The sequence below is a fragment of the Mucilaginibacter gossypii genome, from assembly GCF_017569325.2.
GTDB classification, from domain to species: domain Bacteria; phylum Bacteroidota; class Bacteroidia; order Sphingobacteriales; family Sphingobacteriaceae; genus Mucilaginibacter; species Mucilaginibacter gossypii.
The window spans coordinates 4,549,481-4,564,282 of sequence record NZ_CP071878.2 but is presented as its reverse complement, the minus strand read 5'-3'; the positions used below and the strand labels follow the sequence as shown (position 1 = coordinate 4,564,282).

Genomic DNA, 14,802 nt, shown 5'->3' with positions numbered 1-14,802 from the left:
TAATACCCGCGTGCAATTGTTTCACCGATACGAAATAATGTTGATCTTACAGTTTCCCCGAATAAACCTTCGTATCGTAATTAATAACGATAACGCCATCCTGCTGAAATTTATCAAAAAGTGCATGCAAATCGTTAATCATTGGCCCGTACCCCTCATCGCCACGTGCAGGCATGTATGATGATGACAGCAGCCTGCCTTTTAATCCTTCAAAATCAAATACCTGTTTATTGGCGAATATTTCCAGTTGAACGGGTTGCGGCTTAAAGAAAGCAGCGATATGTTCGGTATCGATGTTGCGGTGATCAACCTTTACGTAATCGCGGGCATGTTTTACAATGAGTTCATCATATTCCTGTTCAAAGGCCGATGTTGTTTTTCTTTCATTCCAGATGAGGGCAACAATGCCATCCGGTTTCAGGATCCTTTTAAATTCAGCACAGGTTTTTACGGCATCAAACCAATGAAAAGCCTGTCCGGCTATAATAGCATTAATGCTATTACTCTCGATGCCGGTATTTTCTGCAGTGCCGTTTCGGGGGATAAAACCGTTATATGAACCGAGTAACTCGATAGCTTTTTCGCGCATCTCCAAATTTGGTTCAATGGCAATTACCCGGTAGCCTTTTTTCAGGAACAATGCGGTAGAGATCCCTGTACCTGCACCAATATCGGCAATGAGCTTATCCTGTGTTAAGCCGTAAGCGTCATGTAAAAACTTAACAAGTTCGTCGGGGTAGCCGGGACGGTATTTTACATAATCTTCAACCCGGTTGCTGAACCTAGTGGTGCTGTTGGTAACCATAAACGCAATAGTTTTAATTAATAGTAACGCAGCAAAAATCATTGTGTTGTATAAACACTTCGTGAATGCGGGGTTAACAGCTTGTTAATTTGAGAGGTCTTCACGTCTTAAGGGTTCAGGTAATCAATCACATTATCAACCTAATCATCCTGAAATATAAATCAAAAAACCACTTGCATATTAAATTTAATCGCTCTATATTTGCAGTCCTTAAAATAAGTAGAAAAGAATAACAAGCTATACGAGATGGCAAATCATAAATCATCATTAAAAAGAATCAGGGCAAACGCTGCGAAGCGTCTGCGCAACAGGTACCAGGCTAAAACAACCAGGAACGCTATTAAGAAATTAAGAAACACTACTACCAAAGCCGATGCTTCTGCACTGTTGGGTAAAGTGATTTCAATGCTTGACCGTTTAGCTAAAAAGAACGTTATTCACAAAAACAAAGCTTCGAACAATAAATCAAAGCTTACTAAATTTGTTAACGGCTTAAGCTAATCTCAGCTTTTAAAATATACCGAAGGGGATAGTGCACCAACGCTGTCCCTTTTTTTGTTTGGCGCTTTTTCATACTTTAATGCCGTGGAAAACTACGAAAGCAAGATCAGTATTAAATCATGGGCTGAGGAAGACCGCCCGCGTGAAAAACTTAGTGGACAAGGGCGCCGCGCCCTTACCGATGCCGAGCTGATCGCCATCCTTATCGGCTCGGGCAGCCGCACCGAAACCGCGGTTGAACTGAGTAAGCGCATCCTGCGCCATTATGATAACGACCTGAACAAGCTTGGTAAGGCTTCCATAGCCGAATTATCCAAATTTAAAGGAATAGGGGAAGCCAAAGCTATATCTATTATTGCCGCTCTGGAGATCGGCCGCCGCCGTAATGAATTTGAATCGGGTGCCATTGAGGTGATCACGTCAAGCAGGGATGGGTACAATATTATGCGCCGCCATTTGATGGACCTGAACCACGAGGAATTCTGGATCATACTATTAGGCCGTTCCAACAAAGTATTAGGGAAGGAGCTGATCAGTAAAGGAGGTTTGTCGGCTACGGTATGCGACCCGAAGATCATCTTTTATTCAGCCCTGCAATACCAGGCCAGCGGCCTCATACTGGTGCATAACCATCCGTCGGGTAACCTGAAACCCAGTAACGAAGATATCCAGCTCACCAAAAAAATAAGCGCCGCCGGCCGGATGCTGGACATGGGCGTGTTTGATCATTTAATCATTACCGACGCCGGCTACTTAAGTTTGGCCGATGAAGGGTTGATGTAGTTTTAATTTGAAGATTTGAAAATGAGGCGATTTGAAATTGACCTAACATTTTCAAATCTTCAAATTGGATTAATTTTTAAATAAAACACCTTTTACCTTTCGCCTTTAACCTTTCAGCCTAAATCGTATCTTTGCCGATTATCATTTCGGAATAATGAAAATATCTTATAACTGGCTTAAAGAATTTATTGATACTGATAAAACGCCCCAGGAGATTTCTATCATCCTTACCGGAACCGGTTTGGAGGTTGAAAGCCTGGAAAAGGTACAGGCTGTTCCCGGCGGACTGGAAGGCCTGGTAATTGGCTATGTGAAAGAGTGTGTTGACCATGCCAATTCTGATCACCTGCATGTTACCAAAGTTGATGTTGGCGGTGCGGAAGACCTGCAGATTGTTTGCGGCGCTGCTAACGTAGCTGCCGGGCAAAAAGTGGTGGTTGCTGTAGTAGGTACTACTGTTTACCCAACCGGCGGCGAGCCTTTTGCTATCAAAAAATCAAAGATCAGGGGCGAAGAATCTCACGGGATGATCTGTGCTGAGGATGAGATAGGTTTAGGATCCAGCCACGCTGGTATTATGGTATTGCCGGATGATGCACCTGTAGGTACTCCTGCTAAAGAATACTTTAAGCTGAATGACGATTACATGTACGAGATAGGCTTAACCCCTAACCGTGCCGATGCAGCTTCGCATTTAGGTACTGCAAGGGATATTGCCGCTTTCCTGAAAATAGGTATTCACAAGCCCGATGTAAGTGCGTTTAAAGTTGATAATACAAGCCGTACTATTGAGGTTATTGTAGAGAATGAGCAGGCATCACCGCGCTACTCTGGTTTAACCATCAGCGGTGTTGAAGTTAAAGAGTCGCCGCAATGGTTAAAGGAGCGTTTGGCTGTTATCGGCGTGCGTGCTATCAATAACATTGTGGATGTTACCAACTATGTCCTGCATGAGCTTGGTCAGCCCTTACATGCTTTTGATGCAGATGAAATAACCGGCGATAAAGTGCTGGTAAAAAATTATGCCGAAGGTACTGTATTTAAAACTTTGGATGATGTTGACAGGAAACTATCTGCCGATGATCTGATGATCGGTAATGCTGAAGAGCCTATGTGTATAGCAGGTGTATTCGGCGGTGCAAAATCAGGCGTTAAGGAATCAACTAAAAATATTTTCCTGGAGAGCGCTTACTTCAACCCGGTATCTGTTCGTAAAACTTCAAAAAGGCATGGTTTAAAAACAGATGCTTCATTCAGGTTTGAGCGTGGTACCGATCCGGACATGACCGTTTTTGCTTTGAAACGTGCGGCATTGTTGATTCAGCAGGTTGCGGGTGGTGAGGTGTCGTCAGAGATTTCTGATCATTACCCAGCCCCGGTTGCGCCGTTTGCTGTGGAAATCACCTATAATACCATTGATAAGTTGATTGGTAAAAAGATTGGCCATGATGAGATCAAAGGTATTATCACGGCGCTTGATATTAAGATAGTGAATGAAACTGCGGATTCATTATCATTACAAGTGCCTCCATATCGTGTGGATGTTACCCGCGATGTGGATGTGGTTGAAGAGATCCTGAGGATATATGGTTATAACAACATCGAAATCCCTACACAGATCAGGGCATCCCTAAATAACTCCATTCGTCCGGAGAAAGATACTGTTCAAAATCAGCTATCTGATTTGTTGAGCGCAAATGGGTTTAACGAGATCCTGGCCAACTCGCTTACCAAATCCGCCTATTCGGATAACCTGGATACTGCCGTTAAGATTCTGAACCCACTGAGCAGCGATCTGGATGTAATGCGCCAAACGTTGCTGTACTCTGGTTTGGAAGCCATAACCTATAATCAGAACCGCCGTAGCCCGGATTTGAAATTTTACGAGTTTGGTAAGGTATACAAGCTGGAAAATGATAAGTACATCGAAACACAACGTTTCAGTATTTTCATCACCGGGGCTAATACTGCCGAACAATGGAACCAGAAATCAAAGCCTGTATCATTCTATAATATCAAGGCTGTGGTTGATGGTATTTTGCAGCGCCTGAACATCAGTAACTTTACAGTTGAGGATGCAACTTGCAAAAAAATGTCGTTTGGCATTCAATACATGTTGAATGGTAAGCAATTGGTGAAATTTGGGTCGGTAGCTGCAGCTTCTTTAAAAAAGGCGGATGTTGACAAAGAGGTATTTTATGCTGATTTTAATTTCGACCTTGTGCTGGCAGCTATCCGTAAAAATAAGATTGTTTACCAGGAGGTTTCAAAATTCCCGGCTGTTAGGCGCGATCTTTCTATGCTGATAGATCAAAGCGTATCATTCGGTCAGTTAAAGCAAATTGCACTGCGCACCGAGCGTAAATTGCTGAAGGAAGTTGATGTGTTTGATGTTTACCAGGGCGATAAGCTGCCTGCGGGTAAAAAGTCATATGCTTTAAGCTTTATCATCCAGGATCTGGAAAAAACGTTAACAGATAAGGCAATTGATTCTATTATGCAGAAATTAATTTATAATTTAGGAAAAGAAGCCGGAGCGGAGATCAGGAAGTAATTTCGGATTTCGGAATTTCGATTTCGGATTTAGAAATTAAAATTCAGTAATTCAATAAATCAATAATTCAGTAATTGAAGATGCCTTCATTAGCAGAGCAGTTAAATAAAATTGTAGATAAAACCGAGCGCCTGATTGAACTGTGCGCTGCTTTGCAGGAGGAAAATGACCTTTTAAAACTGGAAAGTGAGGCACTTACGGTAGCTCTGAACGCCAGTAAGGCCAAGACAAAAGAACTGGAAGAAAAATTAAAAGTTGTTAAAGTTGCCAAGTCTTTTTCTGAAACAAATGAAAAAAGTGTTGACATTAAGCAAAAAATTAACGACTTTGTGCAGGAAATAGATAAGTGTATTGTATTATTGAAAAAATAGTACAAAAAGTGAAAAGCTCAAATGGGAGAAATCTCAATAAAAATAAATATTGCTGACCGTGTTTACCCCTTAAAGGTTAACATGGAGGAAGAAGAAATAATACGCAGGGCGGCTAAGCTGATCAACGACCGGATAAAAGAATATCAGGAAAATTATGCGGTTCGGGATAAGCAGGATTTACTTTCAATGTGTGTGCTGCATTACGCAACATCATCATTGAAGGCGGAAAAGAAAGTTACCGTTGAGGATACAGAGGTGACTGAAAAAGTTTATCATTTAGATCATTTGTTGACCGAATTTTTTTCGAAGTAATAAACGTTCTTTACATAAATATACAAGAGCACATTAAGATTTAACCGCAGTTAAATTTTAGGTTTCACTATTAAAAACTTAACGCTTCAATATTAAGCGGATCAAGAGGCATGCGTTAGTTGCGATTAACGTTAACCAACCCATGGTCCCCAATATCCGAAATGAGGTTTTAAATACATGATACTTAAAAATTAGTTGCGGTTTTTTTATTTACATACATATATAACACCACCAAACCTAAAATGGACATATTACTATACGTCATCATCGGCCTGCTGGCAGGCGCCATCATTGGCGTGCTCATAGGTCGCTTCCTATTATTAAAGCTTTTTAAAGACCAGGAAACATCGGCTCAGAATAAAGTGAAAAAGATCTTAAAAGACGCTGAAAATAATGCCGAGATCCTGAAGAAAAACAAACTGCTTGAAGCCAAAGAGAAGTTTTTACAAATGAAAGCTGAACATGAACAGGAAGTAAACAATAAAAACAATGCTGTTAACCAGCGCGAAAATAGTGTTAAACAAAAAGAGCAATCATTAAATCAGCGCCTGGAAAATGTTAACCGCAAGGAGAGCGAACTTGATAACACCCGTAAAAATCTTGAAAAACAAACCGAGATAGTTGTTAAAAAGCAAGACGAGGTAGAGCATCTTAAAAATCAGCACATTCAACAGTTGGAAACCATCGCCGGCCTATCGGCCGATGATGCCAAAAACCAATTGGTTGATACCCTGCGCGAGGAAGCCCGTACCAAAGCGATGATCCAGATCAAAGATATTGTTGACGAGGCTAAGCTTACTGCTACTAAAGAGGCTAAGAAAATAGTTATCCAAACTATTCAGCGTACTGCTACCGAAAGCGCTATCGAAAACACAGTGTCTATTTTCAATATTGAAAACGACGAGATCAAAGGACGGATCATTGGCCGTGAAGGGCGTAATATCCGTGCACTTGAAGCCGCAACAGGTATCGAAATCATTGTTGACGATACCCCCGAGGCTATTATCCTTTCGGGTTTTGACCCGGTAAGGCGCGAGATAGCCCGTTTGGCAATGCACCGTTTGGTTACCGACGGACGTATCCACCCGGCACGTATTGAAGAGGTAGTTGCCAAAACCAAAAAGCAGATAGAAGAAGAAATTGTTGAGATAGGTGAGCGTACTGTAATTGATTTGGGTATTCATGGTTTACACCCCGAACTGATCCGGATGGTTGGCCGTATGCGTTACCGGTCATCATATGGGCAAAACCTGTTGCAGCACTCACGTGAGGTTGCCAATTTCTGTGCCACCATGGCTGCCGAACTTGGCTTGAATGTTAAAATGGCAAAACGTGCCGGCTTACTTCATGATATTGGTAAAGTACCTGATGATAATCCTGAACTGCCTCACGCTATTTTGGGTATGCAACTGGCCGAAAAATACAAGGAACATGCTGAAGTTTGCAATGCTATAGGTGCCCACCATGATGAAATTGAGATGACCTCAATGTTATCGCCGATAATCCAGGCTTGTGATGCTATATCAGGTGCACGTCCGGGTGCACGCCGCGAGGTTGTTGAAAGCTACATTAAACGTTTGAAAGAACTTGAAGAACTGGCATTGTCATATCCTGGTGTTGAGAAAACATTTGCAATACAGGCGGGCCGGGAGTTACGTGTGGTTGTTGAAAGTGAAAAGATCAGCGACGCGCAATCAGAAGTTTTGGCTGCTGATATTTCAAACCGGATCCAGACAGAAATGACTTATCCTGGTCAAATTAAAGTTACCGTTATCAGGGAAACCCGTTCGGTAGCATTTGCCAAGTAATCATTATAAAATTAAACGAAACCCTTTCGGCACAAAACCGAAGGGGTTTTTTATTTTTACAGCGTGGCAGCAAAAGCAAATACCAAACAAAAGGCAGCAGTTAAAACTACTGCAAATATTGATGAACGCCCTGTTGATCGTTATTTCAGGGAATATGAAGAAGCTCACCAGGATAGGGTTAACAAAATCATACACTATGTCTGTATTCCAACTTTGGCATTTAGTCTCTTTGGATTGATCTGGGCTATTCCTTTTCCTCATTTAGGCTTTTTAGGGGCCTACAATGGCTATTTTAACTGGGCTTCCTTTGTTATAGCTATTGCCATCTACTTCTATTTAAAGCTATCGCCAATTATATCTTACTTCATCCTGTTTATTTTATTAGGATTTAGTTACGGTATAATGGAGCTTGTAACCTGGCAGCAAACGGGAGGGCCCGTTATGTGGCTATTATGTGTTTCTGCGTTTATTCCCTCTGCAATCGCGTTACTTATCGGCAATAGCCGTGAGCCGCAGTTTGCAGCAAACGGACTCAACATTAAATCATTAGCCGTAGCGCCCGCATACTTGCTGAATCAATTGCTCAATAAGTTGAGAATCAAAAATTGATTTTAATTATTTGCGTATTAAGTATTTGTTAAAATGCTCGTTACCGTTGCCCTTTAAATACTATATAATAGGGGCATTTTTTAGCTGTGACGAACATAGTTGTGTAATTTAACTCCTATAGGCGATATATAGAAACTTAATACTTTGGTGTATTTATTTTGTATTTTATTGATAATCAGTATTTTTTTATTGGTTTTCAGGGGCCTGTGTCAGGTAGAAAAGAAATCATTAAGTAGTTGTTAATATAATAATCTGATGTTAATGTAGAATTAACATTGGTAGGGCAATTTTGTGCAATAAAAATTCACAAATGAAAAAGCTCTACTTTATTATTTTAACACTAATAATTATTGGGGTTGGGGGCGTTGCAAACGCTCAGATCACCACCTCGGTACTTACCGGTAAAGTTACAGATCAAAAAGGTACCACTCTTCCGGGTGTAACCATTACTGTACTTAATACCAGCACAGGTACCAGGTATGGTGCACAAACCAACGGCGAGGGCCGTTTCTCGGTTAATAACATTAACCCGGGTGGTCCTTACACCGTAACCGCTACTTTTATCGGTTACAAAAAAGACGAAAAAAGCGACCTTACCCTCCAGTTAGGCAATGCTACATTAAACTTTATATTGCAGGATGAAACTACAACCTTGCAGGAAGTTAAAGTAAAAGCATCTGCTGGTCCGGCTAAAACAGGTGCAAGTACCCGCATTGGTCAAAACCAGATCCGTACTGCTCCGTCAATTAACCGCAGCTTACAGGATTTAACAAGAAACACCCCTCAAAGTAACAATAACTCGTTTCAGGGTACCAACTACCGTTATAACAACGTAACGCTTGACGGTGCTATCAATAACGACGCGATTGGTTTTAGCCCTTCATTAGGTGGTCAGAACAATGCTTCAGGCCAGGTAGGCAGCAGTACCCGTACGAGCCCTATCTCTCTTGATGCTATCCAGGATATCCAGGTTTATGTTGCCCCTTACGATATCAAAATCGGTAACGTATTAGGTGGTAGTATAAACGCTGTAACCCGTAGCGGTACAAACGATTTTAGTGGCGCTGTTTATGGTTACGGTCGTGGCTCATTCATGGTTGGCGCTAACAATGCCAAAGCTGCTTTAGGTGGCGATGGTTCAAAACTGAACGATTTTCATGATTATCAGGGCGGTATCCGTTTAGGCTTCCCTATTATTAAAAATAAATTATTCTTCTTTACCAACGAAGAAATTGCCCGCAGGCAGGATCCTGTTATCCGTGGTCTTGATCACAACGGCGCGTCTAATATACTAAGTCAGGCCGATGGTGATAAATTAGTTACTGCTTTTAAAACATTTACAGGCGGTTTGGATCCGGGTACATATAACAATACCACGATTTTCTCAAACTCAAACAAATTCTTTAACCGTTTGGATTGGAATATCGATGATCATAACCAGTTAACTATCCGTAACAATACCATCAGCTCAAAGGCTACTAACTTAGAGCGCGATCAGCAAAACTTCCGCTTCAGTGGTATTGATTACACTTCACATAATAACTCAACTTCAACCGTTGCCGAGTTAAAATCAAGATTTAACGGTAACCTGAGCAATAGCCTGGTTCTTGGCTATTCAGCTGTTCACGATTACCGTGATCCTAACTCAAACCCTGCTTTACCGCAAATCGAAATCACCGGCCGTACTCCTGGTACAACTATATTCATGGGTACCGACCGCGAGGCTGCTATATTTGATATGCACCAGAAAACAGCTGAGTTTACTGATAACTTAACCTGGACAAAAGGAAAGCACACGTTTACATTTGGTACGCACAATGAGTTTTACAACATCACTTATAACTTTGTGAATTCGTGGAATGGTCGTATTGCTTATAACAGTATTGAAGATTTTATTAATAATGCTCCAGCACGTGTACGTGCCAACTTTAACTATACTGATAACACACGCGATTATATCTTAGCGCACCCTTCAGCTCAGTTTAAAGTTAACCTGTTGAGCTTATATGGTCAGGATGATATTCAGTTAACTGATAATTTCAAATTGACAGTAGCTTTACGTGCTGATTATGCTGGTGTACCAAACAAACAGCCATTGAGTGATAAAACAACCAACGCTCCGGTTGATCCAAACTACGGCACTACCTACACCTATACCAAACCTAAAGATATCAAACAAAATTACCTGGGTAATATAGAGTGGAACCCACGCGTATCATTTAACTATGATGCAAACGGTGATCAAAGTGTTATTTTGCGGGGTGGTAGCGGCTTCTTTACTGGTCGTGTTCCGTTTGCATGGTTTGGTTATGCGTTTTATAACAACGGTGCTACTTACGGTGCTTATGATAAAAAATCATCTGCAGGTCCGTTTACAGCCGGTACTAACCCCGTGCAAGCGCCATCTAATGGTGGTTTAAACTTTGTTAATCAACAAGGTAACTTTAATACTGGTTCTACCGGTTCTACCCAGGTGGATATGATTGATAACAACTTCAAAATGCCACAGGTATGGAGAAGCAGTTTAGCTGTTGATTATACAACGGACAACCAGTGGAAATTTACTGCCGAAGGTATTTATACCAAAGTTATTCATGACTTGAAATTTCAGCAGGTAAATACTAAGGATAGCGTAACTTATTATCCTTATGATACCCAGCACCAGCAGCCTATATTTATTAACAAGGGAATCAACTCAAAATATACCAATGCTTATTTGTTATCAAACACAAGCGAAGGTTACCGTTACAGCGCCACTGTACAGGTAGCAAAATTCACCCAGTTTGATCAGCAGAGTGCATTAAACTTCTCAGTTGCCTATACCTATGGTCATTCAAAAGATGTTACCAATGGTATCCGTAACTCAATGGAGTCTAACTGGCAATTGAATCAGGCTTTGAACCCTAATAATCCGGGTTTAGCCAATTCAAACTTTGATATCCGTCACCGTATCGTATCAAACGTGAACTTTAAACATGATTGGGATGCCGGGCACAACTATACAGCTAACTTCACTTTCTTCTTTAGCGCGCAAAGTGGTAACCCATATACCTGGGATACCTATCCAAACGCTATCGACGGAACAGGTCAGCAATTAAGCTTGGCTTATATTCCAACCAGAGATGAGGCAGCTAAGATGATTGTTGATCAGGTGAAAAATGGTGTGGTAGTACAAACTGCTGCACAACAGTTAGCTGCGTTTAATGCGTATGTTGATGCCGACAAATATTTAAGTTCACGTCGTGGTCAGTTTACTGAACGTAATGCTGCTTTTACACCTTGGAATAATCAATTAGACTTCCGCTTTACTCAAGACTTTAAATTTGGTAATGGTAAACACAAGCAGATGATCACATTTACTTATGACATCATCAATCTTACCAATTTATTGAATAAGAGCTGGGGACAATATTACTTCTCAGCAAACACATTCAACTCTTCAGCAAGTGTTGGTTTAACACCAGTAAGCAAACTGCCTGGAGCATCCGGTGGCCCTGCTTTTGTTAAAAACGGTAATGTTGCATCATACCCAACTTACAACTTCACTAACCCTGGTATACCATATTCTGTTGATTTGTTCGCTTCACGCTGGCAAATGCAGTTTGGTGTACGCTACAGCTGGTAATTGTAAAACAACATATAGTTAATAAAAACGCCCCCGATAAATATTGGGGGCGTTTTGCTTTGGGTAATGATTTAATATCGCTATAAAAAAAGAGCCGGCCAGCCGGTGTCTCTTTGTTTCTATGGATTGAAGATTTACTACAAGTTTTTACCAAGCTTATCCAGTATATCCTGCGGTACTTTTTCAAGATCGAGTACCAGGAAACCGTCTAGGCAGTCGGCAAATTTAGGGTCGATGTTGAAGCTGATGATCTTAGCGTTTAGGGCAATGTACTGACGGAGCAATACCGGTACTTTCATGTTCCGGGTTTCCACCTCTGATATCAGGTTGTCGAGACCTTTAAAGCTGTCTTCACCGGCCATGAGCAGGTCGGTATCAATTTTAGCAAAATCAACCTTGAATTTTTTGCGCGGTTTAACATATTGAGCCATTTCATGGTCAAAGTGGTTGCGGTTTATATAATCAACAATGAGTGATTTGGAAAATTTTGAAAAGGAATTACTGATACTTACAGGGCCAATCAGGTAGCGGTAACGTGGATTATCGATCAGGAATTTGAGGATACCTTTCCATAATAAGAATAGCGGTAAAGGTTTGGTTTGATACTCCTTGCGGATCCATGAACGGCCAAGCTCAAGGCTTCGGCGCAATACAGGTATAAACTGGGTTTTGAGCTTAAACAACTCGTTTACATAAAATCCTTTTTTGCCGACACTGTAAAATATTTCGTCGCCCAAACCAATGCGGTAAGCGCCTACAATCCGTTTGGCTTCAAAATCCCAGATGAACAGGTGATGATAATAAATATCGTACTCATCAAGGTCGATAGCTTTGTTTGTACCTTCACCAACTTCGCGGAAAGTGATCTCGCGCAGCCTGCCTATTTCCCGTATCACATTAGGGATGGTTGACGTCGGAACGATGAATACCTCGTAGTTCTTCTCAGTCCAAACCTTATAGGTTTCGCGAAGCGGCTCAATTTCTTTTTCAAGAATGGCACTATCTATTTCAGGAGAAACCTCTTCGGCTTCGCGTTTGATCTTAAACAGGTTTCGAGGGCTGAAGATTTTTTTTTCCTCTTCCAGGCCGGTACCTAAAGCATAGGTACGTGCGCGCAGAAAGTTAAGGAGCTTAGTGGTATTGGTATACTCCGGAATCTCCGTTACGTTAATGGGCTTACCTATCCGTAGTTTAATGGTATGCCCGTGTTTATTAAACAACTCTGACGGTAGCTTGGCTGTGCGCAGGGCAGGGTGCAATAAGCTGAGCAGATTAAACAACAGGCCGTTGTTACCATGAAAATAAATAGGAACCACCGGCACTTTGGCTTTAGCAATGATCTTACCTACAACCGGGTGCCACATACGGTCGGTCACCTGTTTTTGCTCAACTTTAAAGGTTGATACCTCGCCAGCGGGGAAAATACCTATCGGGGTGCCCTGTTTCAATAGCTCAAGGGTGTTTTTTAGGCCGCTTATGCTTGATGAATGTTCAACATTTTCAAAAGGGTTTACCGCTATAAAATAGTCGGCAAGGTTGGGGATTTTTTTAAGCAGGAAGTTGGCCATCAGTTTTGAATCGGGGCGGGCCATGCACAGGATTTTTAATAACACCATACCCTCAATACCACCGTATGGGTGATTGGCTATAGCGATAAATGCCCCGTCTTTAGGTATGTTACGGAGCTCTCGTTCATCAAACTCAACATCAATACCACAACCTTCTAATATGGCATCAACAAACTCAGGGCCTTGCTTGGGCTGTGCCTGGGCAAACAGGTCGTTAACCTGGTTTATTTTCATTAGTTCCATCAATAAAGCGGCCAGGCCCGGCATTTTCAACTTATCCAGTTTGGTGGCTTTGGCAAACTCTTCGGTGGTTATAACTTTCATTGTTTTTAATAGCAGTATGTTTTAACAAATAAATATCCTAAATTTTTATTTAATTTAACGCCTGGAACATATTATAAATGAGGCCGCAAATTAAAAACTACCTGTCTGTCACTAAAAAAGAGTGGAACGGTATGGTAGTGTTGATTGTTTTAATTGCAATGGTTTTGCTGGCTCCTTATATGTTTCAGGCAAACCGCAAAGATAATATAATAAATTTTAAGGCTTTTGATAAAGCGATAACGGATTCCGATAAAACGGGCGATCTTACGGAAGGGGACGAAGTTTCTGCCGGTAATCGCAATGCCCGGCTTGCTACACTCTTTAAATTTAATCCCAATAACTTACCCCTTGCCAGTTGGGTAAAACTTGGCCTCACTGAACATCAGGCAGAGGTAATTAAGCATTATGAAGAAAAGGGCGGACGTTTTTTCACCAAAGGCGATGTGCAAAAAATGTACAGCATCAGCCCGGCGGAGTATAAACTTCTTGAGCCCTATATTATCCTGCCCGATGGCCCCGCTTATTACATAAATAAAACCAAACCAGGCGAAGTGATAGAGATCAACACGGCCGACTCGGCGAGGCTTACCATGATCCATGGGATTGGCCCTGCATTTGCCCGGCGTATTGTTCATTACCGGGAGCGGATAGGCGGGTTTTACAATAAAGAGCAGTTGAAGGAGGTTTATGGCATTGATAAGGAAAAGTACGGCCAGATTGAAACCGGTATTGCGGTTGATGGCAAACATATCATTAAGGTGAACATCAATACGGCTACCTTTAATGAACTTAAGCGCTTCCCCTATCTCAGCTACAAACAAATGGATGCCATTGTAGCTTACCGCGATGAGCATGGTAACTACAATGATTTGACCGATCTAAAAAATATTGCGATACTTAATGACGGAATTTTGCGTAAAATTGGACCTTATTTAGTTTTCAAATGATAGCCCAGCAAATTAAAGCAGCCATAAGGGATATTCCCGATTTTCCGAAACCGGGAATTGTTTTTAAAGATATCACGCCCATATTGAAAGACCCCGGATTATGCGAAAGCATCATCGATGCTTTTGTTGAGCAATTGCAGGGAACCCGTATTGACGCGGTGGCCGGTATCGAAAGCAGGGGCTTCCTGTTTGGGCTCACACTGGCAACCAAATTAGGGGTGCCGTTTGTACCCGTGCGTAAAGCGGGTAAGCTGCCTTTCACTATAAAACAAAAAGCTTATAAGCTGGAGTACGGTACCGCTACTATTGAATTACACACAGATGCCTTTGAACCCGGCCAGCATATATTATTACATGACGACTTGCTGGCTACCGGTGGTACGGTGACTGCAGCCAGCGAACTTATTAAGGAAATGGGCGGTATAGTTGCCGGTTTTTCCTTTGTAGTCGGGCTTGGTTTTTTGAATGGAAAAGAAAGGATTATACCTATTTGTGATAAGCTGATAGTACTGGCGAATTATTAAGCCCGTAACAAAATGGGCTATCCATTTTGTTGATTTTTTTGTCGGAGGGTATGGACAACGCTTGTCCTGCT

At 41.6% G+C, this 14,802-nt stretch carries 12 protein-coding genes; 10 read left to right on the top strand and 2 right to left on the bottom strand.

Going from position 1 to position 14,802, the window contains the following annotated elements; all coding sequences use genetic code 11:
• Positions 1 to 46 precede the first annotated feature (46 nt).
• The gene (locus J3L18_RS19010) at positions 47 to 805 is read right to left on the bottom strand and encodes a class I SAM-dependent methyltransferase (RefSeq protein ID WP_129571678.1); all 759 of its coding nucleotides are present in this window, start codon (positions 803 to 805) and stop codon (positions 47 to 49) included.
• A 246-nt stretch (positions 806 to 1,051) separates the two neighbouring features.
• Here J3L18_RS19010 and rpsT point away from each other — a divergent pair, with 246 nt between their 5' ends.
• The 8 genes from rpsT to J3L18_RS18970 all read left to right on the top strand — a co-directional run bounded on the left by rpsT (position 1,052) and on the right by J3L18_RS18970 (position 11,368).
• On the top strand, positions 1,052 to 1,306 hold the full coding sequence (gene rpsT, locus J3L18_RS19005) for a 30S ribosomal protein S20 (RefSeq protein WP_090529771.1): 255 nt from the start codon (positions 1,052 to 1,054) through the stop codon (positions 1,304 to 1,306).
• Positions 1,307 to 1,390: 84 nt separating this feature from the next.
• On the top strand, positions 1,391 to 2,089 hold the full coding sequence (gene radC / locus J3L18_RS19000) for a RadC family protein (RefSeq protein WP_129571679.1): 699 nt from the start codon (positions 1,391 to 1,393) through the stop codon (positions 2,087 to 2,089).
• Positions 2,090 to 2,243: 154 nt separating this feature from the next.
• The gene (gene pheT / locus J3L18_RS18995) at positions 2,244 to 4,643 is read left to right on the top strand and encodes a phenylalanine--tRNA ligase subunit beta (protein WP_129571680.1); all 2,400 of its coding nucleotides are present in this window, start codon (positions 2,244 to 2,246) and stop codon (positions 4,641 to 4,643) included.
• An 80-nt stretch (positions 4,644 to 4,723) separates the two neighbouring features.
• On the top strand, positions 4,724 to 5,014 hold the full coding sequence (locus J3L18_RS18990; RefSeq protein WP_091173696.1) for a hypothetical protein: 291 nt from the start codon (positions 4,724 to 4,726) through the stop codon (positions 5,012 to 5,014).
• A gap of 21 nt (positions 5,015 to 5,035) precedes the next feature.
• Positions 5,036 to 5,326: a cell division protein ZapA gene (locus J3L18_RS18985; RefSeq protein ID WP_090529762.1), complete on the top strand. Its 291-nt coding sequence runs from the start codon at positions 5,036 to 5,038 to the stop codon at positions 5,324 to 5,326.
• Positions 5,327 to 5,568: 242 nt separating this feature from the next.
• The gene (rny, locus tag J3L18_RS18980; RefSeq protein ID WP_129571681.1) at positions 5,569 to 7,134 is read left to right on the top strand and encodes a ribonuclease Y; all 1,566 of its coding nucleotides are present in this window, start codon (positions 5,569 to 5,571) and stop codon (positions 7,132 to 7,134) included.
• A 63-nt stretch (positions 7,135 to 7,197) separates the two neighbouring features.
• On the top strand, positions 7,198 to 7,743 hold the full coding sequence (locus tag J3L18_RS18975; protein ID WP_129571682.1) for an Mpo1 family 2-hydroxy fatty acid dioxygenase: 546 nt from the start codon (positions 7,198 to 7,200) through the stop codon (positions 7,741 to 7,743).
• A 310-nt stretch (positions 7,744 to 8,053) separates the two neighbouring features.
• Positions 8,054 to 11,368, top strand: a complete 3,315-nt coding sequence (locus tag J3L18_RS18970) for a TonB-dependent receptor (RefSeq protein WP_091173683.1) — start codon at positions 8,054 to 8,056, stop codon at positions 11,366 to 11,368.
• Between the two features lie 137 nt (positions 11,369 to 11,505).
• Here the strand turns inward: J3L18_RS18970 and J3L18_RS18965 are convergent, their stop codons facing one another.
• Positions 11,506 to 13,260: a bifunctional lysophospholipid acyltransferase family protein/GNAT family N-acetyltransferase gene (locus tag J3L18_RS18965; protein WP_129571683.1), complete on the bottom strand. Its 1,755-nt coding sequence runs from the start codon at positions 13,258 to 13,260 to the stop codon at positions 11,506 to 11,508.
• 77 nt (positions 13,261 to 13,337) lie between these two features.
• Here J3L18_RS18965 and J3L18_RS18960 point away from each other — a divergent pair, with 77 nt between their 5' ends.
• Positions 13,338 to 14,207, top strand: a complete 870-nt coding sequence (locus J3L18_RS18960; RefSeq protein ID WP_129571684.1) for a ComEA family DNA-binding protein — start codon at positions 13,338 to 13,340, stop codon at positions 14,205 to 14,207.
• Positions 14,204 to 14,731, top strand: a complete 528-nt coding sequence (locus tag J3L18_RS18955) for an adenine phosphoribosyltransferase (protein ID WP_129571685.1) — start codon at positions 14,204 to 14,206, stop codon at positions 14,729 to 14,731. Before J3L18_RS18960 ends, J3L18_RS18955 begins: the two co-directional genes overlap by 4 nt.
• The last annotated feature ends 71 nt before the right edge of the window (positions 14,732 to 14,802 follow it).